This is a genomic window from Phyllobacterium sp. SB3 (genome assembly GCF_040009165.1).
Classification (GTDB): Bacteria; Pseudomonadota; Alphaproteobacteria; order Rhizobiales; family Rhizobiaceae; genus Phyllobacterium.
In genome coordinates, this window is record NZ_JBDYKI010000005.1 from 112,584 (window position 1) to 139,549 (window position 26,966).

The 26,966-nt window shown below is 54.3% G+C and carries 26 protein-coding genes; 15 read left to right on the top strand and 11 right to left on the bottom strand.

The genetic code is table 11. The features are described 5' to 3' along the window. Nucleotides 1–4: 4 nt before the first annotated feature. The 7 genes from ABKW30_RS19335 to ABKW30_RS19365 all read left to right on the top strand — a co-directional run bounded on the left by ABKW30_RS19335 (nucleotide 5) and on the right by ABKW30_RS19365 (nucleotide 6,901). Entirely contained in the window at nucleotides 5–1,480 is a 1,476-nt protein-coding gene (locus ABKW30_RS19335; RefSeq protein WP_348600555.1) for an aldehyde dehydrogenase family protein, read from the top strand. Nucleotides 1,481–1,517: 37 nt separating this feature from the next. Continuing rightward, nucleotides 1,518–2,267 carry an SDR family oxidoreductase gene (locus ABKW30_RS19340; protein ID WP_348600556.1) on the top strand — a complete coding sequence of 250 codons (750 nt, stop codon included), beginning with the start codon at nucleotides 1,518–1,520 and terminating at the stop codon, nucleotides 2,265–2,267. Nucleotides 2,268–2,326: 59 nt separating this feature from the next. Beyond that, on the top strand, nucleotides 2,327–2,554 hold the full coding sequence (locus ABKW30_RS19345) for a type II toxin-antitoxin system Phd/YefM family antitoxin (RefSeq protein WP_348600557.1): 228 nt from the start codon (nucleotides 2,327–2,329) through the stop codon (nucleotides 2,552–2,554). Beyond that, nucleotides 2,551–2,952, top strand: a complete 402-nt coding sequence (locus tag ABKW30_RS19350; protein ID WP_348600558.1) for a type II toxin-antitoxin system VapC family toxin — start codon at nucleotides 2,551–2,553, stop codon at nucleotides 2,950–2,952. Before ABKW30_RS19345 ends, ABKW30_RS19350 begins: the two co-directional genes overlap by 4 nt. A gap of 133 nt (nucleotides 2,953–3,085) precedes the next feature. Beyond that, a complete protein-coding gene (locus ABKW30_RS19355) occupies nucleotides 3,086–3,928 on the top strand; it encodes an oxidoreductase (protein WP_348600559.1) in 843 nt (280 codons plus the stop codon). Nucleotides 3,929–4,069: 141 nt separating this feature from the next. Beyond that, nucleotides 4,070–5,506, top strand: a complete 1,437-nt coding sequence (locus tag ABKW30_RS19360) for a glutamine synthetase family protein (protein ID WP_348600560.1) — start codon at nucleotides 4,070–4,072, stop codon at nucleotides 5,504–5,506. A 108-nt stretch (nucleotides 5,507–5,614) separates the two neighbouring features. Continuing rightward, nucleotides 5,615–6,901 carry an FAD-binding oxidoreductase gene (locus ABKW30_RS19365; RefSeq protein ID WP_348600561.1) on the top strand — a complete coding sequence of 429 codons (1,287 nt, stop codon included), beginning with the start codon at nucleotides 5,615–5,617 and terminating at the stop codon, nucleotides 6,899–6,901. On the opposite strand, the gene ABKW30_RS19370 is transcribed toward ABKW30_RS19365, so the two are convergent. The 3 genes from ABKW30_RS19370 to ABKW30_RS19380 are packed head-to-tail and all read right to left on the bottom strand — an operon-like array spanning nucleotide 6,898 to nucleotide 8,643. After that, complete coding sequence (locus tag ABKW30_RS19370; RefSeq protein WP_348600562.1) at nucleotides 6,898–7,182, bottom strand: HigA family addiction module antitoxin; 285 nt, start codon at nucleotides 7,180–7,182, stop codon at nucleotides 6,898–6,900. The genes ABKW30_RS19365 and ABKW30_RS19370 overlap by 4 nt on opposite strands. 12 nt (nucleotides 7,183–7,194) lie before the next feature. Then, entirely contained in the window at nucleotides 7,195–7,473 is a 279-nt protein-coding gene (locus ABKW30_RS19375) for a type II toxin-antitoxin system RelE/ParE family toxin (protein ID WP_348600563.1), read from the bottom strand. Nucleotides 7,474–7,518: 45 nt separating this feature from the next. Then, a complete protein-coding gene (locus ABKW30_RS19380) occupies nucleotides 7,519–8,643 on the bottom strand; it encodes a beta-ketoacyl-ACP synthase III (RefSeq protein WP_348600564.1) in 1,125 nt (374 codons plus the stop codon). A 128-nt stretch (nucleotides 8,644–8,771) separates the two neighbouring features. Here ABKW30_RS19380 and ABKW30_RS19385 point away from each other — a divergent pair, with 128 nt between their 5' ends. Then, nucleotides 8,772–10,376, top strand: coding sequence for an inorganic phosphate transporter (locus ABKW30_RS19385; protein ID WP_348600565.1), 1,605 nt, complete (start codon nucleotides 8,772–8,774; stop codon nucleotides 10,374–10,376). Nucleotides 10,377–10,569: 193 nt separating this feature from the next. On the opposite strand, the gene ABKW30_RS19390 is transcribed toward ABKW30_RS19385, so the two are convergent. Beyond that, on the bottom strand, nucleotides 10,570–10,803 hold the full coding sequence (locus tag ABKW30_RS19390; protein ID WP_008122808.1) for a hypothetical protein: 234 nt from the start codon (nucleotides 10,801–10,803) through the stop codon (nucleotides 10,570–10,572). 22 nt (nucleotides 10,804–10,825) lie between these two features. After that, entirely contained in the window at nucleotides 10,826–12,115 is a 1,290-nt protein-coding gene (gene aceA / locus ABKW30_RS19395) for an isocitrate lyase (protein WP_348600566.1), read from the bottom strand. Nucleotides 12,116–12,550: 435 nt separating this feature from the next. Between aceA and ABKW30_RS19400 the strand changes: the two genes are divergently transcribed. Then, nucleotides 12,551–13,996, top strand: a complete 1,446-nt coding sequence (locus tag ABKW30_RS19400) for a short-chain fatty acyl-CoA regulator family protein (RefSeq protein WP_348600567.1) — start codon at nucleotides 12,551–12,553, stop codon at nucleotides 13,994–13,996. A 358-nt stretch (nucleotides 13,997–14,354) separates the two neighbouring features. Here ABKW30_RS19400 and ABKW30_RS19405 read toward each other — a convergent pair whose 3' ends face one another. Continuing rightward, entirely contained in the window at nucleotides 14,355–15,224 is an 870-nt protein-coding gene (locus tag ABKW30_RS19405; RefSeq protein WP_348600568.1) for a LysR family transcriptional regulator, read from the bottom strand. 95 nt (nucleotides 15,225–15,319) lie between these two features. On the opposite strand from ABKW30_RS19405, the gene ABKW30_RS19410 reads away from it, so the two are divergent. The 5 genes from ABKW30_RS19410 to ABKW30_RS19430 all read left to right on the top strand — a co-directional run bounded on the left by ABKW30_RS19410 (nucleotide 15,320) and on the right by ABKW30_RS19430 (nucleotide 19,760). Continuing rightward, nucleotides 15,320–15,505 (top strand): hypothetical protein, encoded by a 186-nt coding sequence (locus ABKW30_RS19410; RefSeq protein ID WP_348600569.1) that lies wholly within the window; start codon nucleotides 15,320–15,322, stop codon nucleotides 15,503–15,505. Between the two features lie 208 nt (nucleotides 15,506–15,713). Beyond that, entirely contained in the window at nucleotides 15,714–16,802 is a 1,089-nt protein-coding gene (locus ABKW30_RS19415; protein ID WP_348600570.1) for a polyamine ABC transporter substrate-binding protein, read from the top strand. Between the two features lie 67 nt (nucleotides 16,803–16,869). Continuing rightward, nucleotides 16,870–18,015 carry an ABC transporter ATP-binding protein gene (locus ABKW30_RS19420; protein ID WP_348600571.1) on the top strand — a complete coding sequence of 382 codons (1,146 nt, stop codon included), beginning with the start codon at nucleotides 16,870–16,872 and terminating at the stop codon, nucleotides 18,013–18,015. A 13-nt stretch (nucleotides 18,016–18,028) separates the two neighbouring features. Continuing rightward, complete coding sequence (locus ABKW30_RS19425; RefSeq protein WP_348600572.1) at nucleotides 18,029–18,940, top strand: ABC transporter permease subunit; 912 nt, start codon at nucleotides 18,029–18,031, stop codon at nucleotides 18,938–18,940. Nucleotide 18,941: 1 nt separating this feature from the next. Beyond that, nucleotides 18,942–19,760, top strand: coding sequence for an ABC transporter permease subunit (locus tag ABKW30_RS19430; RefSeq protein ID WP_348600573.1), 819 nt, complete (start codon nucleotides 18,942–18,944; stop codon nucleotides 19,758–19,760). A gap of 93 nt (nucleotides 19,761–19,853) precedes the next feature. Here ABKW30_RS19430 and ABKW30_RS19435 read toward each other — a convergent pair whose 3' ends face one another. Then, nucleotides 19,854–20,222, bottom strand: coding sequence for a VOC family protein (locus ABKW30_RS19435; protein WP_348600574.1), 369 nt, complete (start codon nucleotides 20,220–20,222; stop codon nucleotides 19,854–19,856). Nucleotides 20,223–20,239: 17 nt separating this feature from the next. Further along, nucleotides 20,240–22,132, bottom strand: coding sequence for an AsmA-like C-terminal region-containing protein (locus ABKW30_RS19440; RefSeq protein ID WP_348600575.1), 1,893 nt, complete (start codon nucleotides 22,130–22,132; stop codon nucleotides 20,240–20,242). A 237-nt stretch (nucleotides 22,133–22,369) separates the two neighbouring features. Between ABKW30_RS19440 and ABKW30_RS19445 the strand changes: the two genes are divergently transcribed. Beyond that, nucleotides 22,370–22,669, top strand: a complete 300-nt coding sequence (locus tag ABKW30_RS19445) for a metalloregulator ArsR/SmtB family transcription factor (protein WP_348600576.1) — start codon at nucleotides 22,370–22,372, stop codon at nucleotides 22,667–22,669. Here ABKW30_RS19445 and ABKW30_RS19450 read toward each other — a convergent pair. From ABKW30_RS19450 to ABKW30_RS19460, 3 genes are all read right to left on the bottom strand, one after another. Beyond that, the gene (locus tag ABKW30_RS19450) at nucleotides 22,666–23,028 is read right to left on the bottom strand and encodes a hypothetical protein (protein WP_348600577.1); all 363 of its coding nucleotides are present in this window, start codon (nucleotides 23,026–23,028) and stop codon (nucleotides 22,666–22,668) included. The genes ABKW30_RS19445 and ABKW30_RS19450 overlap by 4 nt on opposite strands. 91 nt (nucleotides 23,029–23,119) lie before the next feature. Then, nucleotides 23,120–23,701 (bottom strand): NAD(P)H-dependent oxidoreductase, encoded by a 582-nt coding sequence (locus ABKW30_RS19455; protein WP_348600578.1) that lies wholly within the window; start codon nucleotides 23,699–23,701, stop codon nucleotides 23,120–23,122. Nucleotides 23,702–23,791: 90 nt separating this feature from the next. Beyond that, a complete protein-coding gene (locus ABKW30_RS19460) occupies nucleotides 23,792–26,920 on the bottom strand; it encodes a PAS domain S-box protein (protein WP_348600579.1) in 3,129 nt (1,042 codons plus the stop codon). Nucleotides 26,921–26,966 lie beyond the last annotated feature (46 nt).

The window sequence follows — 26,966 nt, forward strand, 5'->3', positions numbered from 1 at the left end:
AGTCATGTTACAGAATCTCTCGCGAATTGTCGCACAGGATAAGAATTTCCTTGGCATCATCAATGGCAGACGCGTAGCCGCAGCGGATGGAAAAACGATCCCTGTTGCATGTCCTTCGGATGGGTTGGAATTTGCCACGATCCCGGCTTGCGATGCCAGCGATGTCAATCGTGCAGTCGACGCGGCGCGGCAAGCCTTCGATGACGGGCCGTGGTCGCGCATGCCTGCCTTTGAGCGTGGGCGCCTGCTGACGCGCCTCGGACTGCTGATTGAAAAGCATGGCGACGAACTGGCGGCGCTCGAAGCGCGCGATACGGGAAAACCTGTAAGACAGGGCCAGGCTGATGTTGCCGCGACCATACGCTATTATGAGTTTTATGGCGGTGCGGCAGACAAAATCCACGGCGATACGATCCCGTTTCTGGAGGGTTATACAGCGCTGACATTGCGCGAGCCGCATGGCGTTGTGGCTGGCATCATCCCATGGAATTATCCGATGCAAATCATGGCGCGTGTGGTTGGAGCTGCACTCGCCATGGGCAATACGCTCGTGATCAAACCCGCCGAGGATGCATCGCTATCAACGATCCGTATTGGCGAACTGGCCATCGAAGCAGGATTTCCTGATGGTGTGCTCAATATCATCACAGGTTATGGAAATGAGGCGGGGGCGGCGTTGTCGGCTCATCCCGGCGTTGACTATGTGACATTCACCGGCTCGCCGGTTACCGGCACGGCAATTCAGCAAGCCGCAGCCATCAATAATCGCGGTGTTACGATGGAACTGGGCGGAAAGTCTCCGCAGATTGTTTTTGCCGATGCGGATATTGAAAAAGCGCTGCCGGTCCTCGTCAATGCAATCATCCAAAATGGTGGGCAGACCTGTTCGGCAGGCAGCCGCATTCTCATTGAACGCTCCATTTATGATGAGGTCGCGGCGGCACTGGGTACAAGGTTCCGCGATCTTGTTGCCGGACCGCACGATGCAGATCTCGATCTTGGGCCGATGATCAATGCAGCGCAAAAGCGCCGGGTGGAAAACTATATTACTGCCGCCGCCGAAGCTGGCATAGAGGTCATTGCACGCGGTTCAATCCATGTGGATGCCCCGGTCTCAGGTTTTTATGTTGCCCCTGTTCTGTTTGGAGCGGTCGAGCCGTCAGCATCTTTGGCACAGGAAGAGGTTTTCGGCCCTGTACTTTCGCTGTTTTCATTCGACAGTGAGGAGGACGCAATCCGTCTCGCCAACAGCACGGAATATGGGCTTGTCGCAGGTGTTTGGACAAAGGACGGAGCAAGGCAACACCGCGTGGCTAAGCGGGTGCGTGCGGGTCAGGTCTATGTCAACGCCTATGGCGCTGGCGGAGGTGTGGAATTGCCGTTTGGTGGTTTCAAACGCTCTGGCCATGGCCGCGAAAAAGGCTTTGAGGCGCTTTACGATATGTCTGCAACCAAGACGATCGTTTTCCGCCACGATTAAAGCTCACAAACAAATCACGTAAAATGGAGGATGAAATATGGCCCGTTTGGCAGGCAAGACAGCGATCATTACCGGCGCAGCATCAGGGTTTGGCGAGGCAATGGCGCGTCGCTTTGCAGAAGAAGGTGCGAATGTCGTCGTGGCTGATCTCAATCTCGTCGGAGCGGAGGCCGTTGCGCAGTCCATCGGTGAAAATGCCCTTGCCGTGCATACGGATGTTACCCGTAAGGAAGAAATTGATGCGATGGTACAGGCCACCATGGAAAGGTTCGGCCGCATCGACATCATGGTCAATAATGCCGGTTATTCTCATCGCAACGGCTCGATGCTGGGTGTCGATGAAGATACCTATGAACTGATTGCAGCCATCAACATGAAGGCAATCTACTACACAGCTCTTGCTGTTGTTCCCATCATGGAGCGGCAGGGCAGCGGATCGATTATCACAACAGCATCAACCGCTGGTTTGCGCCCGCGTCCTGGCCTGACCTGGTACAATGCTTCAAAAGGCTGGGCGATCAGCGTTACAAAATCCATGGCCGTCGAGCTTGGTCCAAAGAATATCCGCGTCAATTGCCTTTGCCCTGCGGCAGGTGAAACGCCGATGCTGGGGCTTTTCCTCGGCGAAGACACGCCGGAGCGTAGGGCACAATTCAAGGCGACAATTCCTCTCGGCCGTCTTTCTGTTCCGCTCGATGTTGCCAATGCTGCGCTTTATCTAGCCTCTGACGAAGCCCAGTTTATCACCGGCGTTGCGCTCGAAGTGGATGGAGGACGTTGCATTTAAGCATTGGAGTATCTGCTGTTTTAGTGTATTAGCTAACTTAGCTAAGCTGGAGCAGTATTATGCGGGTAAACGTACATGCCGCCAAGACCAATCTGTCGAAACTCATTGAAGCGGCGCTGAACGGCGAAGAGGTTATCATTGCCAAGGGTGATAAGCCTGTGGTGAAGCTCGTTCCTATTCCAAAAAACCGCCTGAAGGCAGGCATGTTGTCGATTGGCGGTGAGCCTCCGGATTTTCTTGAACCTATGTCGGAAGAAGATCTCCGGCTTTGGGAAGGTGGCGAGTGAAGGCTCTGCTGATTGATACCCACGTTCTGGCTTGGTTCATGATAGGCGACAGGCGACTGCCAGCCTCACTTGTCAAAATGATCGAGCATGCTGATGAGATATATGTTTCCGCCATGAGCTTTTATGAAATGAGCCAGAAGGTGCGGATGGGTAAGTGGCCAGAAATGGAGCCATTTATAGAAAAAGTGCAGGAAGCTTTGGAGAAGAGCGGAGCCCATATCATTGCTGTGGGCGCTGAAATAAGTTTGCTTGCGGGAATGATGGATTGGACTCATCGTGATCCTTTTGATCGTATGCTCGCTGCCACCGCAATCCACCTCCAGTTGCCGTTGGTTTCCGCAGATTCTGCATTTGACGAACTTGCCGATTATAAGGGTTGGATTGGTCGCATTTGGTAAAGTATTAGATTCGGACCTGCGTTCACCTTGAATCGCCAGCCAGCAACTCTACATCTCTGATGTATTCCCCTTTTAATAAGCGCTGCCCGGCCAAGCTGCCGCTCTGGCGTTATGCTTTTTCAAGGAAATCATCATGACATCCAAACCTGTCTGGTTCATCACTGGCTGTTCAACCGGCTTTGGCCGTGAACTTGCCCAACACACTTTGACGCTTGGTTATCCAACTGTGGTAACCGCGCGTAACCCCGCACAAGTTGAAGACATTATAAAGGGCCATGAAGACAATGCACTTGTCCTCAAACTCGATGTCACCAAGCCGGATGAAGTTGCCGCTGCGGTCAATGCCGCCGAAGAGCGCTTCGGGCGGATAGATGTACTCGTCAATAATGCGGGCATTGGCTATTTCGGCTCGCTCGAAGAAAGCGAACTGAGCGAAGCCCGCAAGATGTTCGATATCAACATCTGGGGCCTCATGGATATGACCCGCGCCGTACTGCCGATCCTGCGCAAGCAGCGTTCGGGTATGGTGGTCAACATCTCATCAATCGGTGGATTGCGCGGCTTCCCGGCAGTGGGCTTTTATAACGCGACGAAGTTTGCAGTTGAAGGATTATCGGAATCACTTTCCAAGGAAGTGGCTCATCTTGGCATCAAGGTGCTGATCGTCGAGCCAAGCGGATTCCGCACGGATTGGGCCGGGCGTTCTGCCAACGAAGCGCCGGAAACGATTGAAGATTACCGCCCATCCGCAGGCGAGCGTATGCGCCAGATCCGCGAAGCCAGCGGCAACCAGCCGGGAGATCCGGTGAAGGCAGTTCAGGCGATCGTCCAAGCCGTTGAGGCAAAAGACCCGCCACTACGCCTTTTACTCGGTAAGATTGCCCTCGATGGCGGCCGCGAGAAAATCAAGGAAATGCAGCGCGATTTTGATGCATGGGCAGAAGTAAGCTCGGGCGCGGATTCACCCAAGCAATAATGCAGGAAGCTACGCGGATATTACGGCAGGTATCCGCGTGGTTCCGTTCACCATCTTGCTAAAACAATTTTCTCCGCCCAGCCTCCCATCGGTTTGTTTTATGCGCTATCATTCTGTCACCGCAATAAAATCTGGTGATTGATGCCCTCCGAAACTCCTGAAAAAAAACCCGCGCGGACCACAGCGACACGGCGGCGTACGCCCGCTTATGTCAAGGCAACCCGGGGAGTGAAAAACTGGCGTGAAGCAGCTGAATGGCTGGCCTGGCGGGACATCGAAGACATAGAATGCATTACCCCTGATCAGGCAGGCGTTGCTCGCGGCAAGATGATGCCGTCGAAGAAATTCACTTCCAACACATCGCTGGCACTGCCTTCCGCTGTTTTCATGGCAACGATTTCCGGTTCTTATCCGGAAGATGGCCATGGCTTTTCTTATCCGGAAGATGATGGCGACCTGAAGCTTATGCCCGATCTTTCAACCCTGTCGGAGGTTCCTTGGGAAAGCGACCGTACAGCTCAGGTCATCTGCGATCTTGTCAACAAGGACGGGCAGGCGGTCGAGTTCACGCCGCGCAATGTTCTGAAACGCGTTGTGGCTGCCTATCATAAAAAGGGCCTGAAGCCGGTCGTTGCTCCTGAAATCGAGTTCTATCTCGTCAAGAAAAATCCCGATCCGGACTATCCGCTCACACCGCCGGTTGGTCGCTCAGGCCGCGCTATTGGCGGCGGGCAGGGCTATTCGATTGCAGGCGTCAACGAGTTCGACGAACTGATCGATGATATCTATCACTTCTCCGAAAGTCAGGGACTAGAGATCGATACGCTGATCCATGAAGAGGGCGCAGCACAGCTGGAGATCAACCTGCGCCACGGTGATCCCGTTGAGCTTGCAGATCAGGTGTTTCTGTTCAAGCGCACAATCAGGGAAGCAGCGCTCAAGCACGATATGTATGCGACCTTCATGGCAAAGCCTATCCAAGGGCAGCCCGGGTCGGCCATGCATATCCATCAATCCATCGTAGACAAGAAGACAGGGCGCAATGTGTTTTCCAACCCTGATGGTACGGAGAGCGAAGCATTCCGGCACTTCATCGGCGGTATGCAAAAACACGTTCCGGCGTCGCTGGTCATGTTCGCTCCCTATGTGAACTCCTATCGCCGTTTGACGCCTGCCGCCTCGGCACCGGTCAATGTCAAATGGGGCTATGATAACCGTACCACCGCATTCCGTGTTCCTCGTTCAGACCCGGCAGCGCGGCGCGTGGAAAACCGTATTCCGTCTTCCGACGCCAACCCATATCTGGCACTGGCGGCATCGCTCGCATGTGGCTTGCTTGGTATGAACAATAAAATCGAACCTGATGCACCTGCTTCAACCACGGTCAATGATAACCTCATCGAACTACCGCGCGGTCTGATAGAAGCCACTTTGCTGTTTGAGCAGGACAGGGATTTGATTGCGATGCTGGGCGAATCCTTCGCCATTACCTACGCTGCAATCAAGCGCGCCGAGTTCGAAACCTTCATGGAGGTTATCAGCCCTTGGGAACGTGAATTTCTGCTGCTGAACGTCTGAGTTGGATAGCACCACTATCGTGCGTGGTTCGCCCTCCTGAGCTTGTCGAAGGGCGAACCACGCACAGGGCCTTTGCCGCAAAATAAGTGAACAAGATTGCAAAACGACATGGCATATCAATCCCCCATTTCGCCCGGCATATCATGGTACGAATCCACCATTGTCGATCGCACTGAATATCCTGCTCTGGATGGCTCGCGCAGCGCTGATGTCGTTATCATAGGCGGCGGATTTACGGGTCTTTCGGCAGCTGTTCATCTGGCATCGGCAGGTGTCGATGTTGTTCTGCTCGAAGCTTTCCGGTTTGGCGATGGTGCTTCCGGGCGCAATGGCGGCCAGCTTGGCACAGGTCAGCGGGCCTGGGCGGAAGAGCTTGAAGCGCAATATGGTTTCGCGCGGGCCAAGGCACTGTTCGATCTTGCTGAGGAAGCGAAAAGCCACCTTATGCAATTTGCTGAAACGCACAAAATCGACATTGAATATGTACCCGGCCAGATGTCGGTGGTGCACAAGAAGCGTTATCTGACAAGCTATCGCGAGCATGCGGAACTGATGACGACTCGGTTCAACTACCCGCATATTCATTACATGGAAGCGGACGAAACTGCCGAGCGTCTTGGCTCAACTCGGTATCTTGGCGGTCTCTACGACAAGGGCACGGGGCATATCCAACCGATGAAACTTGTTGTGGGCACTGCTCGTGCCGCGGCAAAAGCCGGTGCGCATCTTTATGAAAACACCAAGGCAACCGGCATCAAGTCTGAAAACGGCAAGGTGACAGTCACCACTGCCAGCGGCACTGTCACTGCGGCAAAAGCCTTGATTGCCGTCAATGCCTATGGCGGCAATCTCGAACCCGTCAGTGCATCGCATGTCATGCCGATACGCTCATTCATTGGCGCAACTGTGCCATTGGGAGATGACAGCCCGGTCCTGCCCGGAGGAGAGAGCGTCGATGATTCCCGTTTTGTCGTGCGTTATTTCCGCCGCTCGCAGGATGGCCGGCTTTTGTTCGGTGGACGTGAGGCCTATACGGCCGACAATCCGCTAGACATCAGCACCCATATCCGCCGCCAGATTGCGGAGATTTACCCCGCACTTGCCAATGTGGAAATGACGCAAGCCTGGGGTGGTTCTGTCGGCATCACCATGCCGCGCCAGCCATTCGTGCGTGAGGTCATGCCCAATGTCATTTCTGCCGGCGGCTATTCCGGCCATGGCGTGATGCTGTCGAACTTTGTCGGCAAGCTCTATGCCGAGACTGTAGCGGGTAATCGGGATCGGTTGAAACTTCTGGAAGATCTGAAAGTCCCGGCATTTCCGGGCGGACGCACATTCCGCGCGCCCATGCTGTTCCTGGCGCTTAGCTGGTACGCGCTGATGGACCGGATTTAAGCGGCGGACTGCAACCTTTTTACGACCGGCTGCACTTTCTCGTGTGCTTTTGCCAGCTCATAATTAGTCTGCAGATTCATCCAGAATCGTGCAGTGCTAACACCCGCCTGCTCCAAACGGATTGCCAAATCAGGACTAATGCCTGCGTGTCCGTTAATGACGCGTGACAAAGTTGTTCGCGAAATTCCGAGTCGCTGTGCTGCGTCCGTTACCTCAATGCCAAGCGGCAGCAATACATCTTCGCGAAGCAATTCACCGGGATGTGGATGGTTCTTCATCATGATGTCGATCCTTCAATGGTAATCTTTGTAGTCAACCAGCTCCACATCGGAGCCAACAAATCTGAAAGTTACACGCCAATTGCCATTAACCCAAACAGACCAGTGGCCTTTCATGTTGCCCTTGAGCGGGTGAAGTTTATACCCTGGATGGTTCAATTCATCGGGTGATAGTGCGGCATCCAGTGCTGCCAGAATACGTATCAACTTTGGAACTTGGGTGGCTTGCACGCCTCGAGTTGAGCCGGTCCGATAGAGCGTTTCGAGCCCTTTATGACGGAAGCTGATTATCATTGATCGTATGTAGCATGTAGCGATACGCGCTACAAGTAGCTATAGCTAAATCTTGCGCACAATCACGCTGCCGACAGAATATCCCGCCCCGAAAGAACAGATGACGCCGAGGCTGCCGGGGGCAAGATCATCGGAATATTTCGAGAATGCGATGATCGAACCTGCCGAGGAAGTATTTGCATAATCCTGCAAAATGTTCGGTTGTTCGCCGGGCTCTGGCTCGCGGCCAAGCACTTTGACGCCAATCAGATCATTCATGCCTTTGTTGGCCTGATGCAGCCACAGCCGCGATAGATGCGCCGGTGCGATATTCTCATCTGCAAGGTGGGTCAGGATCAGGTCGGAAACAATCGGCACGACCTGCTTGAAAACCTTACGGCCTTCCTGCTTGAAAAGCATGTCGCGGCGGTCCGTCATGTGACCTTCCCGCGTCCGGCGCAGAAAGCCATTATTGTTGCGGATATTATTGGAGAACTGGGTGAGGCAGCGCGTCGAGACGATCTCGAACCGGTCTTCCGCTGTGGCAAGGTCGTCGCGCTCGAGCAATACCGCCGTGCATACATCGCCAAAGATGAAATGGCAGTCGCGGTCGCGCCATTCGAGATGCGCCGAGCAGATTTCCGGATTGACCATCAGGATAGCGCGCGCCGATCCTGAACGGATCATGTCTGCTGCCGCCTGAATGCCGAAAGTGGCAGATGAACAGGCAACGTTCATGTCAAAGCCGAAACCCTCAATACCAAGTGCCTGCTGTACTTCAATGGCGATGGCAGGATAGGCGCGTTCATGGTTCGAGGCAGCGCAGATGACCGCATCAATCTCCGATGCGTCGCGGCCAGCTTTTTTCAGCGCCAATGTTGCCGCGTGCACGGCCATTTGTGCCATGACAGAAATGTCTTCGTCGCCGCGCTCCGGCAGAACTGGATGCATGATATCAGGATCGAGAATACCGGACTTGTTGAGGACATAGCGGTTTTCGATGCCCGAAGCGCGGACAATGAAATCCTCATTGGACATGGTCATCGCTTCGCGCGTGCCCGCGGCGATTTCGTCGGCGTGAATTTCGTTTTGCCGCGTTGCATAGGTGTTGAATGCCGCGACCAGTTCGGCATTGCTGATGGACTGGTCAGGCGTAAATACGCCAGTGCCGCTGATGACTACCTTATGCATGAACGTTTCCAGAGTTTCTCTTCTTTAGAAAAGCGATAGAGCAAAGAAGAATCAAATGGAACCCATGCTGTCATCAGAGGTTCACGCAGCAGTCCTAGCTTTTCCTTCTTTGATGAGGGGATTTTGCCATGACGATCACCAGCACAACCGATACAGGGCCCATAGGGGCCGACCACCCGCTCGGTAAACCCGGAAAACTGGGCAATCTGCCAAATTATGCGGTCGTAGCAATCCTGATCGGCGGCCTGTTCTATGTTGGCTGGTCACTGACGCAGGATTTGACCAGCTCCGTTGCAGTGCCATGGATACTTTTGGGCTTGGCTCTGGTCACGGCTCTTGGTTTTGAGTTTGTAAACGGCTTCCATGACACGGCCAATGCCGTGGCGACTGTCATCTATACCAATTCCCTGCCAGCTGAAATCGCCGTCATATGGTCCGGCTTTTTCAACTTCCTTGGCGTCTTAACTGCAAGCGGTGCAGTCGCCTTCGGTATTATCTCGCTCCTGCCTGTTGAACTCATCATGCAGGTCGGCTCAAGCGCGGGTCTGGCAATGGTGTTTTCGTTGCTGACAGCCGCTATTTTATGGAATCTCGGTACTTGGTACCTTGGCCTGCCATCATCCAGCTCGCACACACTTATCGGCTCTATCGTCGGCGTTGGTCTCGCCAATCAGTTCCTTGCGCCCGCCGGAACTGCAACGAGTGGTGTCGACTGGTCCAAGGCGACGGAAGTCGGCATGTCACTTCTGGTCTCGCCGATTGTGGGTTTCGGGGCTGCTGCCCTGCTGCTGTTGGCGATGAAGCTTTTCATCCGTAACAAGGCGCTCTACGAAGCGCCAAAGGGCAGCACACCACCGCCGTTCTGGATCAGAGCCTTGCTCATTTTCACATGCACCGGTGTTTCCTTTGCCCATGGCTCGAATGATGGTCAGAAAGGCATGGGCCTGATCATGTTGATCCTGATTGGCGTCGTTCCGACCGCCTTTGCCCTGAACCGCACACCGGATGTCAATTATCTCGAAGCTTACAAGTCCGCCTCTGTTGCCGCTGCCGATACGCTGCAGAAATATGAGAAACCTGGAATCATCGTGTCCGACTCCAGAAAAGTGGTTGGCGATGCGGTTCGCAACAAGACATGGAGCGACGAGACGACAGTTGGCCTGCGCCAACTTATCACCGATACGCATACGAATATTTCGCCCTATGGCTCAGTTGCCAACGTGCCTGACGGGATGGTCAGCAATACCCGCAACGATATGTATCTGACCGGTGAAGCATTGAAACTGATTGAAAAGAACAAGCTGCTGCCCGTTGAACAGGCCGATCTTGCGGCCATCAAGACCTATCACAAGGCTATTGATGACGCGACAAAGTTCATTCCCACATGGGTGAAGGTTGCCGTTGCGCTGGCGCTCGGGCTTGGAACCATGGTTGGCTGGAAGCGCATCGTTGTTACCGTAGGTGAAAAAATCGGCAAGACGCATCTGACCTATGGGCAGGGTGCTTCCGCCGAACTAGTGGCAATGGGGACGATCTTCACGGCTGACACGCTGGGCCTGCCGGTGTCCACGACGCATATTCTGTCATCCGGTGTGGCTGGCACAATGACCGCTAATGGCTCTGGCCTGCAAATGTCGACAGTCCGCAACCTGCTGATGGCGTGGGTGCTGACATTACCCGTATCCATCGGCCTGTCGTTCACGCTGTTTATAATTTTAAGGCAGCTGATTTAAAGACGGCACCGGTTATCTCCCTCTATACCCTCTCCGTCATCCTCGGTCCTCGGGTTAAACCCGAGGACCGAGGATGACGGAGAGGTGAGGTACTATCCGAAATCCTGAAAACAAAACCGCCCGCAATTGCTTGCGAGCGGTTCTGCGTGCCGTGCTGGTCCCAGACCGAAACCAGAGAAGGCCACAGCAAACCCTACTGCCTGGTGACAACGACCGGGATCAGAAGATCGCCCCAGTTGCCGTCGCCGCCATGGTGACGGGCAGAGCGAACCAGCTCCACGGAAACCCCGGCATCAACTGCCTTCATGACGGACTGGTTGAGGCGGTGCAGATCATTGGCAACCATACGAATGACAGCCTGCTGGTCCGCATTCATGGAGGAAGCCTGTTCCTCGGCCCGTTCTTTTACGCGTGAAATGGAAGCCATGATTGTTCTCCTCTCGTTATTTCTATTCGGCAGCCGGGCGGAATTGCGCGGTTTCCGTTGATTCCTTCATTGCAGTGGTCGATGACTGACCACCGGTGATGGCGAGCGAAACCGCATCGAAATAGCCGGTTCCGACTTCGCGCTGATGCTTTGTGGCTGTGTAGCCATTAACTTCAGCGGCAAATTCTGCCTCCTGCAGCTCCGAATAGGCGGACATCTGGCGGTCCTTGTAGCCACGTGCCAGCTCAAACATGCCGAAGTTCAACTGATGGAAGCCTGCCAGCGTGATGAACTGGAATTTGTAGCCCATTGCGCCCAATTCGCGCTGGAACTTGGCAATCGTTGCTTCATCCAGATGCTTCTTCCAGTTGAAGGAAGGCGAGCAATTATAGGCGAGCAGCTTGCCCGGATGTTCCTTGTGCACGCCCTCGGCAAAGCGCCTTGCCTGTTCCAGATCGGGCTTCGATGTCTCGCACCAGATAAGATCCGCGTGCGGCGCATAGGCCACGGCACGGGCGATACAGGAGTCGAGGCCGTTCTTGACCTGATAGAAGCCTTCCGTCGTGCGACCGGCATCATAATCAACGAATGGTTGGTCGCGCTCGTCGATATCCGAGGTCAAAAGCTTTGCAGCTTCCGCATCGGTGCGGGCAATAACCAGTGTTGGCGTTCCCATCACATCGGCAGCAAGTCGTGCCGCATTGAGGTTGCGGATATGTGCAGCCGTGGGGATCAAAACCTTGCCGCCAAGATGCCCGCACTTCTTTTCTGAGGCCAGCTGGTCTTCATAATGAACACCGGCTGCACCAGCTTCGATAAAGGCCTTCATGATCTCGAAAGCGTTGAGCGGTCCGCCGAATCCTGCTTCCGCATCCGCGATGATCGGTGCAAACCACGTGTCAACTGAAAGGCCCTTACCCTCAGCGGTTTCGATCTGGTCGGCACGCTGCAATGTCTTGTTGATGCGCTTGGCCAGCTCAGGGGCAGCATTTGCCGGATAAAGCGACTGGTCCGGATACATGGACGAGGCTGTATTGGCATCGGCGGCAACCTGCCAGCCGGAAAGGTAAATCGCTTTCAGTCCGGCGCGAACCATCTGCATGGCCTGATTGCCGGAAAGCGCGCCTAGCGCATTGACGAAATCTTCTTCGTGAATAAGCTTCCACAACCGGTTTGCGCCGTTCTCCGCAAGCGTATGTTTGATCTGGACCGAGCCGCGCAGCCGCTTTACGTCCTCAGTAGTGTAGGGACGCTCAATATTGTCATAGCGGCCAGCAGGCGCATTCGGTACAAGGTTGTAAAAATCAGTCATTGTCATCTCCAAAATATGTTTTCGCACTCGCGGCGGTCAGATCGGGAGGTGTTCATCGCCGTTTCTGTATGACTAAATTTACATTGCACTGCGATGAAAGCGAGAAATATTGCCATTTTATGTTGATTTATCGAGTTATCTTGTAAGATGATTTACAATGCGCAATTGTAAATCTGTAAAAGTTGTAATATCTCTTTTGAAGGCGTTCTAATGTAAATCTTGTCACAAGTGGTATTGTGCGTGGTTCGCCCTTCGACAAGCTCAGGATGCTAACCCATGAGGAAGGTGGTGTGCCGGAGACTTTAAAGACGGGGGGCTGCAGTTGAGCCTATGCGCGTCCCGATGCAAGCTAATGCAATAACCACTTTCCTGATGGTGAGCTTATCGAACCACGCACAGTTGAATTGCAAGTCCTAGGGGGCGATTGGAAACATTATGGCTGAAGGCAAAATCTTCGCAGGTCCGCGTATAAGGCGCATTCGCAACGAGCAGGGCTTGACCCAGACCTCCATGGCGGAAGCGCTTGGCATTTCGCCGTCCTATCTCAATCTGATCGAGCGCAATCAGCGCCCGCTCACCGTGCAACTGTTGCTGAAGCTTTCCTCCACCTACAAGATCGAACTGGACACGCTGCAACTTGAAACCGGCTCATCCATGGCGGCGCTCAAGGAAGTGTTTTCCGATCCACTGCTGAATGGTGAACTGCCGGGCGATCAGGAGTTGATCGAGATTTCCAACGCTGCGCCCAATGCCGCGACGGGGATGATCAAGCTTTATAGGGCTTATCGCGAGCAGCAGGAGCGCCTGTCTGATCTGTCCGAGCTTCTGGCGAAGGATGGGCATGCACCATCGCTTTCCGGCACACGGCTGCCGCTTAATGAAGTGCGTGAGGTGATGGAACGCCGCGCCAATTATTTCCCGCGCATCGAAGGAGAGGTCGACAGCTTCCTCAGTTTGATAAAGCCCGGCGATGATCTTTCCGGTGCTCTGAAAACCTGGCTCAAAAGCGAATATGGCACCACTGTCCGCATCCTGCCGGTCGCCACAATGCCCAATTGGCGCCGTCGTTATGACCGGCACTCGCAACGCCTGTTTCTCTCAGAGCGCCTGTCGCCTTTCGACCAGTTACGGGAATTGGCTATGGAAGTGGCATTAATTCGTATGCAGGTTGTTATCGCTGCCGAAATTCAGGATTTGAAGCTTTCTTCTGATGAAGCACGCCGCATTGCCCGTTTTGAGTTTGGCCGCTACGCCGCCCATGCGTTGATGATGCCCTATCAGGCATTCCAGACAGCCGCGACTCGCGCGCGCTATGATGTGGACGTGCTGCGCTCGCGTTTTTCGGTGTCTTATGAGCAGGCGGTAAACCGGCTTACGACGCTTGCCGCACCGGGAAACGGCATTCCTTTTTTCATGCTCGAAGTCGATCATGCGGGTAACCGTTTCCGCAGGGCAGGGGCGCAGGGCTTTCCGCAGTCGCGCTTCGGTGGCGATTGTCCCAAGCTTGCTGCATATGCCGCCTTTTCACAGCCCGGCCAGATATTGGTCGAGGCGGTGGAAATGCCGGATGGTGCCGAATTTCTAACCATTGCCCGCACGCTTGAGGGGCCGCAAGGCGCGTTCAATGAACGCCCGCGTCGCACGGCACTTCTTCTGGGGTGCGATATCGGCTTTGCCGACGAGACGGTCTATGGCTCAGCGCTCGGCAATCGCAGCATCAGCGCTGCACCGCTCGGCAAATTTGTCGGCGTTACGCCGGTCGGCCCCGCCTGCCGCCTGTGCGAACGTGCAGCCTGCCTCTCCCGTGCGGAGCCACCAGTCACCCGCCCGCTCGGCCTTGATGAAATGGTTACGGGCTTGAGCGCCTTTGATTTTCAGTAAAAGCACTTGTGAAATGCGCCTTCAAAGAGCAAATTGATCAATATTTGATTTGTGATTTTCTTTCGCGATGTTTTTAATGAAATTGGCATAGGGGGAATTAAATGTTCCGTTGGTTCCGTAGAAGACTAGGCTTCATATTTGATATCTACCGAGACCCAATTATATCGGAACGCGATATCCCAACCAGCTTGGGGCAGGGTTTCTTGTTTTGCCAGCTTAGACAAAGGCGTGGCGACCAAACCCGATATATGGTGCTAAAATCAAAGGGTGGCGACGGGACCATATATGTTTCTCTAGATCGCACCGGCATTGACCAGCTCACGGCGTTTTTGAGCGCTGTTCATTGAGGAGGCACATATCAACCCCTTGGCCTTAATCCCCGAAAAAGCGGCTGCTGTTTCTCAATCAATTGGGCCAGCCGCTCCACCAGCGTGCGGATTTCCGGGCGATGTCGGTCATCATTATGCATGACCAGCCATTGCCGATGGTAAAGCGGCTTTATTTCCTCTCCGGCACGCACCAGCGCAGGATCGGTATCGCCGACAAAGCATGGCAGCACGCCCCGCCCGGCGCCACTACGCAAAAGGTCGTGCAGCATGCGCGGTGTGTTTGCCCAGATCGTTACCCATAAATCCGTCTGGGCAAGCAGCCACCTGGCCGAGGGTGCGACCGCATCGTCTGCCCCGATACCCACCCAATTGCAGTCGCGCACCATGTTGAAGTGGCTGGCGCAATAAGGAGCATAGGCAACATTACCTATCGGGCGGGCAGCGAGGCTTGTGCTTTCCGGAAAAGAATTGCGGATGCCGATCTCCGCCTCGCGGTGTGCAAGATCGAGACGCACTTCCGCTGTCTTGAAGCAAAGGCGGAAGGGATCATCCGGTGTCCATAGCTGCGCCAGGTTGACTGCCATGAAATGTGACATCCAACTTCCTGCGGATATGCGCACCGTTGGCAATTCGTTGACGCCCTCATTCCACGCGCCGATGGATTGCGCTGCTTCATTCATGGCAAGCACGTGGGTTAAAAGTGCCTGCCCGTCCTTGGTCAGGGAATAACCGGTCTGCCTTCGCACAAAAAAGTTGCGACCCATCTGGCGTTCCAGTGCAAGCAGCCGCCGCCCGATTGTCGCCGGACTGGCGCCGGTCTTTTCCGATGCACCAGTTAGTCCGCCTTCGCGGGCCACATGCAGGAAGAGCTTCAGATCATCCCAATTCTCATTTTTCATTTTTGAAAAACCCGTTTCGTCGGAACGTGTAGATATCGGCCAATACTCTGCCCATTCTCTATTTTCATGCAATCCATTTTTTATTGGAGATAAATATGAGCAGTTATTTTTATCTGTTATGGGCAATTGCGCAGCAGCAGATCACTTCTGGCCAGAAGCGACGGATGCCGGAGGATGAGTTCTATGAGAAATATGGACGGTCGCCCGGGCGAATCTTGTCCCGGCTAAAGCGCTTTTTTAAGCTAGTACGTTCCTCCTTCCTTTCGGGCAAAAATACGTGACAACAAGGAGTTGCATCCAAAAAACATCATGCCAATGCAACTTTCCGCATGAGAGTTGCCTGATCCCAGTTGACGAAGTCATCGCAATCTAAAAAGGTAGGGGAAACTCACCTGTGCGGTGCGCCTTTGCAGGGTGCACAAAGATACAGCGGAACATCGATCTGGGAACAAGCGGCATTGTTGAGATGCCGGCAGCATGGAGAAAATAATGGGTATCAAAACTGTATTGTTGACCGCAACGCTTGCGCTGGGGCTGACAACTTCCGTGTGGGCGCAGGAACGCGTCGTCAACGTCTATAACTGGTCTGATTATATCGATCCGACCACCCTTGAAGATTTCACCAAGGAAACCGGTATCAAGGTCGTTTATGACACCTTCGACTCCAATGAAATTCTCGAAACCAAGCTTCTTGCAGGCGGAACCGGCTATGATGTCGTGGTTCCGACAGCATCCTTCCTGCAGCGCCAGATTGCTGCCGGTGTGTTCCAGAAGCTCGATAAGTCGAAGCTGCCGAACCTTTCCAACATGTGGGATGTCATCAGCGAGCGTATCCAGAAATATGATCCCGGCAACGAATATGCTGTTGACTGGATGTGGGGAACCACGGGCCTCGGCTACAATGTTGCCAAGGCCAAGGAAATTCTAGGCAATGATGAACCGCCGACATGGGATGCGCTGTTCAAGCCGGAAGTGGCGGCGAAGTTCAAGGATTGCGGCATTCATGTTCTCGATTCGGCTACGGATGTCATGCCGTCCGTTCTTGCCTATCTCGGCCTTGATCCTGACAGCAAGAATCCGGACGATCTCGCAAAGGCTGGTGAACTGCTTGAGAAGATTCGCCCGAACATCCGCAAGTTCCATTCGTCGGAATATATCAACGCGCTTGCCAATGGCGATATCTGCCTTGCACTCGGCTATTCCGGGGATATTTTCCAGGCGCGTGATCGTGCCGCTGAAGCCAAGGCCGGTGTGGAAGTCGGTTATGCCATTCCGGGCGCTGCCCAAATGTGGTTCGACGTTTTGGCAATTCCCGCCGACGCCCCGCATGTTGCCGAAGCACACGAACTCATCAACTACCTGATGCGTCCGGATGTTGTTGCCAAAGCTTCCAACGTGGTCTTCTATGCCAATGGCAACAAGGCGTCGCAGGAATTCGTCAGCAAGGAAATCATGGATGATCCGGCGATCTACCCGACACCTGAGGTTTTGTCGAAACTGTTCACCGTCACACCCTACGATACCAAGGTGCAACGCGTGGTAACGCGCTTGTGGACGAAAGTTGTAACAGGCCAGTAAATCACCAAAGACCCCGGCAGTCACTGCCGGGGTCTTTCAACAAAAGCGATGGAAAATCGGGGATATCATGAAGTCATTGGGAAGTTTTCGCCGCAAGTTCGCTCCGTGGAATGATCCGGAAGCAAAGCCCTTCATAGCTATCGAGAACGTTACCAAGAAGTTCGGCGACTTTACCGCCGTGGATGACCTTTCCCTGAATATCTATAACCGTGAATTTTTCGCGCTGCTCGGCGCATCGGGTTGCGGCAAGTCAACACTGCTGCGCATGCTAGCAGGCTTTGAAACACCCACATCGGGCCGCATCCTGATAGATGGTCAGGATATGAGCGGCATCCCGCCCTATAAGCGCCCGGTCAACATGATGTTCCAGTCTTACGCGCTTTTTCCGCACATGACTGTCGAGACGAATATCGCCTTCGGCCTGAAGCAGGACGGCATGCCGAAAAACGAAATTGAAGCGCGTGTCGCGGAGATGCTCAAGCTGGTCAAGCTTGAGCAGTTTGCCAAGCGCAAACCGCACCAGCTTTCCGGCGGTCAACGCCAGCGTGTTGCGCTGGCACGTTGTGTTGCCAAGCGCCCGAAAGTGCTGCTGCTGGATGAGCCGCTGGGTGCTCTCGACAAGAAGCTGCGCGAGGAAACCCAATTTGAATTGATGGACCTGCAAATGAAGCTGGGCCTGACATTCGTTGTCGTGACTCATGATCAGGAAGAGGCGATGACCATGTCGGATCGCATCGCGGTCATGGATAAGGGCAAGGTCAAGCAGGTCGCGACGCCAGCCGAAGTATATGAGGCTCCGAATTCGAAATTCGTTGCTGATTTCATCGGCAATGTGAACATGTTCGAAGGCACCGCCGCTGCGGTTGAAAATGGCAAGATCGACATAGATGTTACTGCCGACAAGATGACAATCCGCACCGATGCCACGCGTAATTGCTCTGTGGGACAGACCGTGGGTTTTGCCATCCGGCCGGAGAAAATCCGCCTCAGCCGCAAGGAGCCAGCAAATCCTGCCGTCAATGCGGCCTATGGGGAACTCTACGATATTGCCTATTTCGGGGACATGACGGTTTTCCATGTGCGGCTTGAAAATGGCCGTATCATCAAGGCTGCGAGCCTCAATGCTGTTCGCACAGTGGAAGATCCTCTGGGTTATGACGACATGGTTTGGGTCAACTTCGATACCGATGCCGGTATTCTTTTGACTGCGTGAGGAGGGCTATCCAATGCAAAAATTGATAGCCTCAGTTACAAGCCGGCTGGTAATCAGCATCCCTTATCTGTGGTTGCTGATTTTCTTCCTTGTCCCGTTTATCATCGTCTTCAAGATTTCACTGTCTGAAGTGGCAATGGCCATTCCGCCTTATACTCCCGTGCTGGATATAGCAGCGGGTGTTCGCTCTCTTTTCAACAGTATATCGCAGTTCTCATGGGATAATTACGTCTGGCTGGTGGAGGACCCGCTCTATTACAAAGCCTATATTTCAAGTCTGGTAATAGCGGCAGTTTCAACTCTCCTGACGTTGATAATTGGCTATCCGATTGCCTATGGCATGGCGCGCGCGCCTGCGACCATCCGGCCAACGCTGCTGATGCTGGTGATCCTGCCATTCTGGACGAGCTTCCTTATCCGGGTTTATGCATGGATCGGTATTCTCAAGCCTGAGGGGCTGCTCAATCAGTTCCTCATGTGGGCGAATATCATTGATACACCGCTCAATATTCTCAACACCAATACCGCGATCTTCATCGGTATTGTCTATTCTTACCTGCCGTTTCTTGTGCTGCCGATTTATTCGGCACTGGAAAAGATGGATTACTCGCTGGTTGAGGCTGCCGAAGATCTCGGCTGCCCGCCGCTCATGGCATTCTGGAAGATCACTTTCCCACTGTCCTTGCCCGGCGTCATTGCCGGCTGCTTCCTTGTCTTCATCCCTGCAACCGGCGAGTTCGTCATCCCTGATTTGTTGGGGGGCTCATCGACGCTGATGATCGGCAAGACCTTGTGGAGTGAATTCTTCTCCAATCGAGATTGGCCCGTCTCGTCCGCTGTTGCGGTTATACTGCTGTTGCTGCTGGTCGTGCCTATTGTGCTGTTCCAGCGGTCCGAAGCAAAAACCCAGGAAAGCGAGAAATGACATGAACACCACCTGGTCACGTTTCAACATCGCTTCACTGGTCTTGGGTTTTGCTTTTCTCTATTTGCCCATCGTCCTGCTGGTCATTTACTCTTTCAATGAGTCCCGTCTTGTTACCGTCTGGGCTGGTTTCTCGACCAAATGGTATGTGTCGCTTTTCAACAATCAGGCATTTATCGATGCCGCTTGGGTAACGATCCGCGTCGGTCTGATTTCTGCGACCTTTGCGACGATCCTCGGTACGCTCGGCGCATTGGCAATGACCCGCTACACCCGTTTTCGAGGTCGGACGCTATTCTCGGCCATGATCTATGCACCGCTGGTCATGCCGGAAGTCATTACCGGCCTGTCATTATTGTTGCTCTTTGTTGCAATCGGTCTCGACCGGGGCATTTTGACAGTTACACTTGCACACATCACCTTCTCGATGTGCTTTGTGGCGGTGGTTGTGCAGTCACGGCTTGTCACGTTTGATCGCTCGCTGGAAGAAGCTGCGATGGACCTTGGTGCCACGCCTGTTACGACTTTCTTCAAGGTAACATTGCCGATCATCCTGCCAGCGGTTGTTTCAGGCTGGATGCTGGCTTTCACCCTGTCGCTCGACGATCTGGTCATTTCCAGTTTCACCTCCGGGCCGGGCGCTACGACCTTGCCAATGCGCATCTATTCGCAGGTTCGTCTTGGCGTGACGCCGGAAATCAATGCCGCCTGTACGATCCTCATTGCCATTGTCGCTGTCGGGGTAATCATAGCTTCGATCGCCAACAAGCGGCGAGAGGTCAACCGCGCCCGCGACGAACAAGCCGCCGCGAGGAATTAACGCAGATCAGAATTGGTCTTATTGGATCATACTCTGTAACGCCGCCAAGAATAACGCGAGTTATCTCCCTCACGAGGGGGAGATAAGGTGGTCCTACTCCAAAATAACCTGCATCAACTCAATGCGGTTGCCGAAAGGATCATTTACGTACCTGCGAGAATAGCCATCCAATGGCTGATCTTCGTTCGTGGGGAAGCCACTAGCCTCAAGTAGCGCTGTCAGCGCATCCAGATCGTCAACGATAAAAGCCGGGTGTGCCTTCCGTGCTGGTTGGAAGCCGACCTCAACGCCGAGATGTATTTTAACGCCATTGGTTTCAAACCAGCATCCGCCTCTTGCAGCGAGTTGAGTTGGCTTTGGCACTTCGGGTATGCCGAGCAAGCCTGCGTAGAAACCGCGCGCAGCCTGTTCTTCGCCCGCAGGCATGGCAAGCTGTACATGGTCAATCCCGGTTATGGCCACGACAGGGTCTCTCCAGGCTACTGTGAAATGATTGGAGAAATGAACGGATTGTCCCACGAACCGCCGATAAAGAACCGCGTGTGATTAAATGTCGGTTCAGGCTTCGGTGCATCGGCGGGGGCACCTTCTGCGGCAGCGGGAGCAGGTACCGGCGCTGCGAAGTCACCCGTTAGCGCAAGGCTTTTGCTCATGAGCGTCACAATGCCCGCAAAAGTAAGCGTGCCGAGCTTGTTCTGTATCTGGGCGGTTTCCAGCGCCGCAACACCATCCATGATGTTGGCTTTCAGTTCCATCTTGTCGAGAGCGAGCCAGGCGTCGGTCTTTTCATTCAAGCTGAAAAATCTGTCTGTCTTGGCCTTGCTCAGAAGGCGGTTGAGGTCAAGACTGCGGATTTGACCATTGCCAAAACGCATGGAAAGGGTGCCTTTGGCGCTGCTCAAAGCCGAAGACCAGCGGGTTATCGGGCCCTTGAGCACCAGCGAAACAGTGCCTTTGCCGAGCTCAAAACGATTGCCCAGTCCCAAGAGTGAGGCAATTGATGCACTGTTCACGTCGGTCCCGTTCAGCCGCAACTCTCCGGTTGTGCCGCCATCCGGCTCATCAGCCAGCTGGAAGCTGCCTGCGATGGAGCCGTCAAAGGCGGTTGCATCGCCAATGTCGAATATCGCACGCCCATTGCGTATCTGCGCCGTGGCAGCAACGTTCGAAAGGCTCACATTTCCCGCGGTCGCCTTCTGGGTGGAAACCCGCAGGTCGAGGTTGAGCTGTTTCAGAAAAGGCGTGCTGATCACTGTATCGGTTTCAGCAGACCCATCCGGTATGGGCATGATTCCGGAAAACACCGAGCGCAGGTCCAGAGTCTCGAAAGCCAATGTCCCGTTGATCCCAAGTGGAGTGCCGTTGGCGGGGTTGTTGAGTGTTATCTCGATTACACCCTTAGCCGGATTGTCGTTCAGTGTCGTTGTGAGACTTTCCAGTTTTACCCGACTGGCTGAACCGGTAACCGAAGCGTCCAGTGTGAAGCTGCCGATGGGTGCGGCAGGAATTTCGGCCATTCTCGACCATTCTAGCGTACGTCGCAGGGAAGGCGATGTCAGAGACAGCGTGCCTTCGAAAAACTGGTCCTTGGCGATATTGGCCGATCCATTGAATGAAAGGGTCAGGGGCGTAGAACTCAGATTGATTTGTACCGGGCTTGCTCCGCCTGCCAGAAGCAGGAGCGCCTTGCTGGCAGAGCTGTCAATTTCCGTCTCTTCGCCGTGCCAGATAGCCTTGCCCTGAAAGCTCGCCACGCCAGATGTCTGCGGCCAGTCGAAAACGCCGCTTATACTGGAAATCTGTTCCTCTGCGCCATTGATCGGACGCTTGAACGTGACCATTGCATCTTCCAGCCGCACACGGCCGAACGGCTGCGACGATACCGTGCTCATGTCGGGCTTCGCAGGGTTGGCCTCAATAGCGGCCTTTGCCTCGCGCATGACATCGCCAATGCGGCCATCGCTCTTGGCAAGTGCCTCGCCTATATCGGAAAGACTCTTGATCGGTTCATCGAGGACGAAGCGCGGCCTGACGATCTTGGTCTCGGTAAATTCGATCTGTCCCATAAGCGCTGAGAGGAGGGAGAGATCAACCTCGATCCGTTCTGCCTGCATGAAAGGTGCGCCATCCGTAGCCCATGGGTTACGAATGGTTACGTCGCCCATCGAGGCGGTGAATGTCGGAAAAAACGAGATGTGAGGCGCTTGCTTCGCTTCAACGCCATAGCCAGTCCAGTTGCTGATTTCCTGAACCAGACGTGCACGGATGAGATCGGTACTGACAAGGCTGGGCAGGGCGACAAGTATCCCACCGGCGATAAGCGCCAACACCAGGATTGTCGCCAAAAGGTTTCTTGGCCTTAGCCAGGACATGAGCGTTTCCGATATTCACTATCGTTGTGTCAGAAACCAACGAACAATATTTGCACTGCCATTCACGGTTTAGCCATCATGGATAGCAATTCAAGTCGATATAGTGATTTTCGGGCAATTTTATTGCCTACAGGCGGGAATTAGGTGTGTTTTTAAGCTGTTCACAAGGTTTTGTATCATTGACCTGCTAAAGAAAACATTCTAACAAATCGAAGATTGATAGAATGTTGGAATGTCATGCAACAGCCTGTTGGCCGCAAGGAACTAGAAGACACTGCTGCGATTTTCAAAGCCTTGTCTGACCCTGCCCGTTTGCAAACACTCATTGTGTTGGCCGAGGGTGAGCGCAATGTCGGGCAGATTGCTGATATTGAACAGGATAAGATCGGCACAGTTTCAGCTCGCCTGAAGCTGTTGCTGCATGCCCGTCTGGTCAGACGACGCAAGGACGGTAAAAACGTGATCTATTCAATTTCGGATGACCACGTTTTGAAGCTCATCGAAAATGCTATCGAGCATGCCTGTGAGCAACATTAGGACAATGCTTTTTGAAAGGAATAATTATGAGCAATTGCACCGCCCCTCATCACCATAACCACGATCACAAACACGAAGCCGGTTGCGGTCACACTGCCATACGTCACGGCGACCATATTGATTATCTGCATGACGGCCATCTTCACCATCCTCACGGCGACCATATCGATGAACACGTCATCGAGGTCAGTGAGAAGAACCCTGCGGAATGCACGCCGGAGCACCGTTGCGCCGGTCATGATGCCTCTCACGTCCACGGACCGGATTGTGGCCATGAGGCCGTGCCACATGGCGATCACATTGATTATCTTGTCGATGGTCACCTGCATCATCCGCATGGGGATCACTGCGACGATCATGGACCTCTCGAAATCGTTGTTTGATGTTTGACGTTTTGCATGCCCAGCACTCTTTCCGGCTGTGCCGGATGGAGTGCTGGTTCGATGCGGTTTACGAGACGGCCATGGAAATAAGTAAGGGCTGCTCATGTGAACGCAGCGCATCAGTTTCGTCTAGCCAATTGCGATAGCGGACGCCTGCTGATTGCAACTGTTCGTCACGCGCCTTCATTGCCTCATAGACGAAGAATGGCTTGTTCCATTGCAGGCCGCACCGGTTGGCAGTCACGCGTAGCGGATTGAGAATCTCTTCAAGCGGCATCATGTTTGCACCGGCCGGCCGGTATGCCGACGCGGTATTTCCGGCAGTAACAACCAGAAGCAATGGCTTACCTTCCAACAGACGACCTTCATTTTCGTAGTTGATGTAAAACATGCGCGTCAGGACGGCGTTTTGCCACGCTTGGAAAATTGGCGGTGCGGCATACCATTGTATCGGGAACTGGAAGACAATCCGGTCCGCAGCCAAAAGCCGCTCGACCTCCCTGTCAGTGTCGATATTGTTATCCGGATAGGCCCCCTGAACATCGAATGTTTCAACGCCGGGCAAATCTGCAATGGCATTCGCCAAAGCCTTGTTGGCGCGGGATTGGTTGAAATCCGGATGAAAAATAAGAACAAGCGTTTTAGCCATGATGAACTCCTTTGCGGTCAGGAGATTGTCAGGCTTGCACTTATTCTTCCAATTGATGATTGATATATAGTGGTATTGATATGATCGATACTACTCGGCCAGTACACGCGTGGACGGAAATGTTATCTCGACCATCGTGCCGCGGCCCGGGCTGGAATCAATGTGAAAGTTGGCGCGGTTCGCCTCTGCCATTGCCTTGGTCAGTGGCAGACCGAGCCCGGTTCCGTCACTGCGCACATTCCCCGGCGTCGTGATTTGCTTGTAGGGACGCAATGCCTGCTCGACCTCCTGCCGCGTCATGCCAATTCCCGTATCCCGCACGCGCAGGAGCACGTCTCCACTTGCTTCATAGGTGGTGGAAACAATGACCTGCCCGCCCGGACCGGTAAAGCGGACTGCGTTCGACAGAAGGTTCAATGCGATCTGCGTGATCGAGCGATTGTCCGCCACGATGTCCGGCAGGCGGGAGGTCAGGCTGGAGCGGATGATGACACGTTCGCGATTGGCCTGCGGCTGCATGATCGCGACAGCTTCTGTCAGCGCATCGTTTAGCGATACCGCCTCGAAATTCATTTCGACGGCCCCGGCTTCGATCTTGGAAATGTCCAGAAGGTCATTGACCAGCGAGAGCACGTGATTGCCTGAACGGCTGATATCATGCAGGTAGTCGCGATAGCGCTCGCTGCCGATAGGGCCGAATTTCTCGTCGGCCATCAGTTCGGAGAAGCCGATAATGGCGTTGAGCGGCGTGCGGATTTCATGGCTGATGCGTGCCAGAAATTCGCTTTTCTGCGTGGATGTGCGTTCAGCCTCACGCTTGGCGCTGACAAGCTCTTCCTCGGCGCGCTTCCAGTGGGTGATATCGCGCAATACGACACAATACCCCTTGGAGGCATCCAGTTTGCCGATTGTCATGAACAGCGGAATAAATCGCCCCTGACTTTCGCGGCCGATAACTTCGCGTCCGTCATTGAGCAGGCTGGCGACGCCATTTTCAGAAAGGCTGTTGAGATAATCCATCGCCGCCCGCTGGCTCTCAATGGCAAACAGCAGCGAGAATGCCTTGCCGCTGACCTCATCCGGCTCATAACCGAACAGAGCTGAAGCCGAGTGGTTGACCGAGCGGATAGAACCGGCGGAATCGAGCAGGATAACGCCGTCCGTTGCAGTGTCGAGAATGGCGTTCAGCTCATCGATCCGCGTTTGAAGCAGCAGGCGTTCGCTTTCATCGAAATGATTGGCTGCCTTGGTCTGCGGCGAAAGAGCCAGAAGCAGAGCCCGCGATCCGTCGCCGTTTTCATCGTTCCAGCGAACAGCCTGCAGATGCGCCTCGACACGAAGCGTCGAGCCATCATTGCGGCGCAGGTTCATGCCGCTCTCGTCTTCGTCGGCTTCATCTTCCGGGCTGTCCGCAAATAACGTACTCAACCCGCCAGCGACATTGATGGCTTCAGCATCCCCATAGGCCGTCGCATCAAGCATGGCCTTGTTGGCGTAAAGAATTTGGCCTTCACGGTGGATCAGAACAGCCAGTGGCAAGGCGGCAAGGATCGTTGTGTCTACGCCCTGACGTACCTGCTCACGAATATCACTGGCAAAATCCTTTGAAGCCGCAGCCTCAGGCCCGGCCGCTTTCGGGGCAAATCCCGGTCCGACAATCTCGGCGTCCGGCACCTTGGCTTTGGTCGAGGTGGGGGCTTTGGTCGGGATGGGGGCTTTAGCTGGGATGGGTTGCGGCGTTTCACCCGCTACATTCGCTGGCTCCATAGCCGTGGCAGGCTCGGCAAGAACCTCCTTGCGCAGCCGCTCCGCAATCTCCCGAAACGCGTTGCGCTCGGCATCATTCAACCGGCCGTCATTCTGCAGGGAGCGCTGCGTCTTCAGCGCTACGACGTTGCTTGGCTCGGGCGGTGTGATGGCAAGGGCCGGAGTTTCACCCGCAAAACTGTCGCTCTCACTGGCCGGCGACACTTGAGTTGTGGGTTCAGGTTCGTCGGCTTCCACTGCCGCGCCAAAGGCATTGGGGATTTCTGTGACATCGCCCATCTTGGCGATGCCAAAGCCGCGAAAGCCCATAAATGCCCGTTCACGCGAGTAGATGGGCAACGCTGCAAGTTCGATAGGTACGCGCAGATTGGTGCCATCGATCGGCCAAAGTACGGAGCGCCCCGACCACGTATCGCGCCGCTCAAGCAGCCCCGCTATCTCGCCGTCCGCATCAAAGCCATATCCGGCTGCAACATCACGGAAAGACTTGCCGATAACATCGGCGGAAACCGGCCCGACTGCCGCGGAAAATTCCGGTGAAATCTCGCTGAAATTTGCCTGGGCATCCACTTTCCAGACAAACCGCGCAGTGGCATCGGTTGGTGTATATTGAAATGTCTGCGATAGAGGCTCATCAGGTTTGGCGAGAGGCTCTGCTTTTTCCTCCGCTGGAATGTCTGTGGAGACTGATGGCTGAAATGGCAGGCTCGCCTGCGGTACATCATTCACCTCAGCGCCCACAACGGGCACTGCGGGAATCACGTCTTCGGCGGCGGGCGTTTGCCTGTTGTCGTCGGGCTCAATTGCCAGCAACAGATGCAGGGCAGGGCTGTCTGTCAGCCGGGCTATGCCTGTTGGGATTGCGCCATGCGATGTAGTTACGGGACGCTTGACCAGACGGTTGCGCTCCAGCCGAACCTCGCGCACCAGATCCCCAAGATTCTTGTCGCTAAAGCCCAGCCGCGCAAATCGTTGCGACGCAGCAATCACTACGCCTGCACCATCGACTATGGCAGCATGAGTTGTCTCGTCACCAAAGTTCTTGATTGCCAGTGCAGCGATCTGTGCGTCGGAACTCATGCGGTCAGTGTTGGCAATGGAAAGCAAGATCGCCTGTTCGCCTCGCGGCAGCAAAAGATCACTGGCCTGAAAAGTCAGGATACGGCTGGTCAAACCGAAAGCAGTGCGAAGCGAGATGGTCCGTCCGTGCCCGATTGATGGAAAACCGTCGAGCGCTTTCAATTGGCGCTGTGCCTGAACGCCGAATACCATACCTGCATTCAATATGTCGTCTACTGTTGCATAGCCGAGCATGGACGCGCCTTGGCCATTGGCCCAGATGACGCGCGTAAGATCAGGTGAAATAACGACGAGCGCATCGCCATTGGCAAAGTGCTCGCGAATTTCATCGAGAACGGCAATGTCGATGAACGGATAGGTTCCAGACGCCATTATTGTTTAGCAGCTCCGCAGCGGACGCCGCATCCATGCGAAGTCC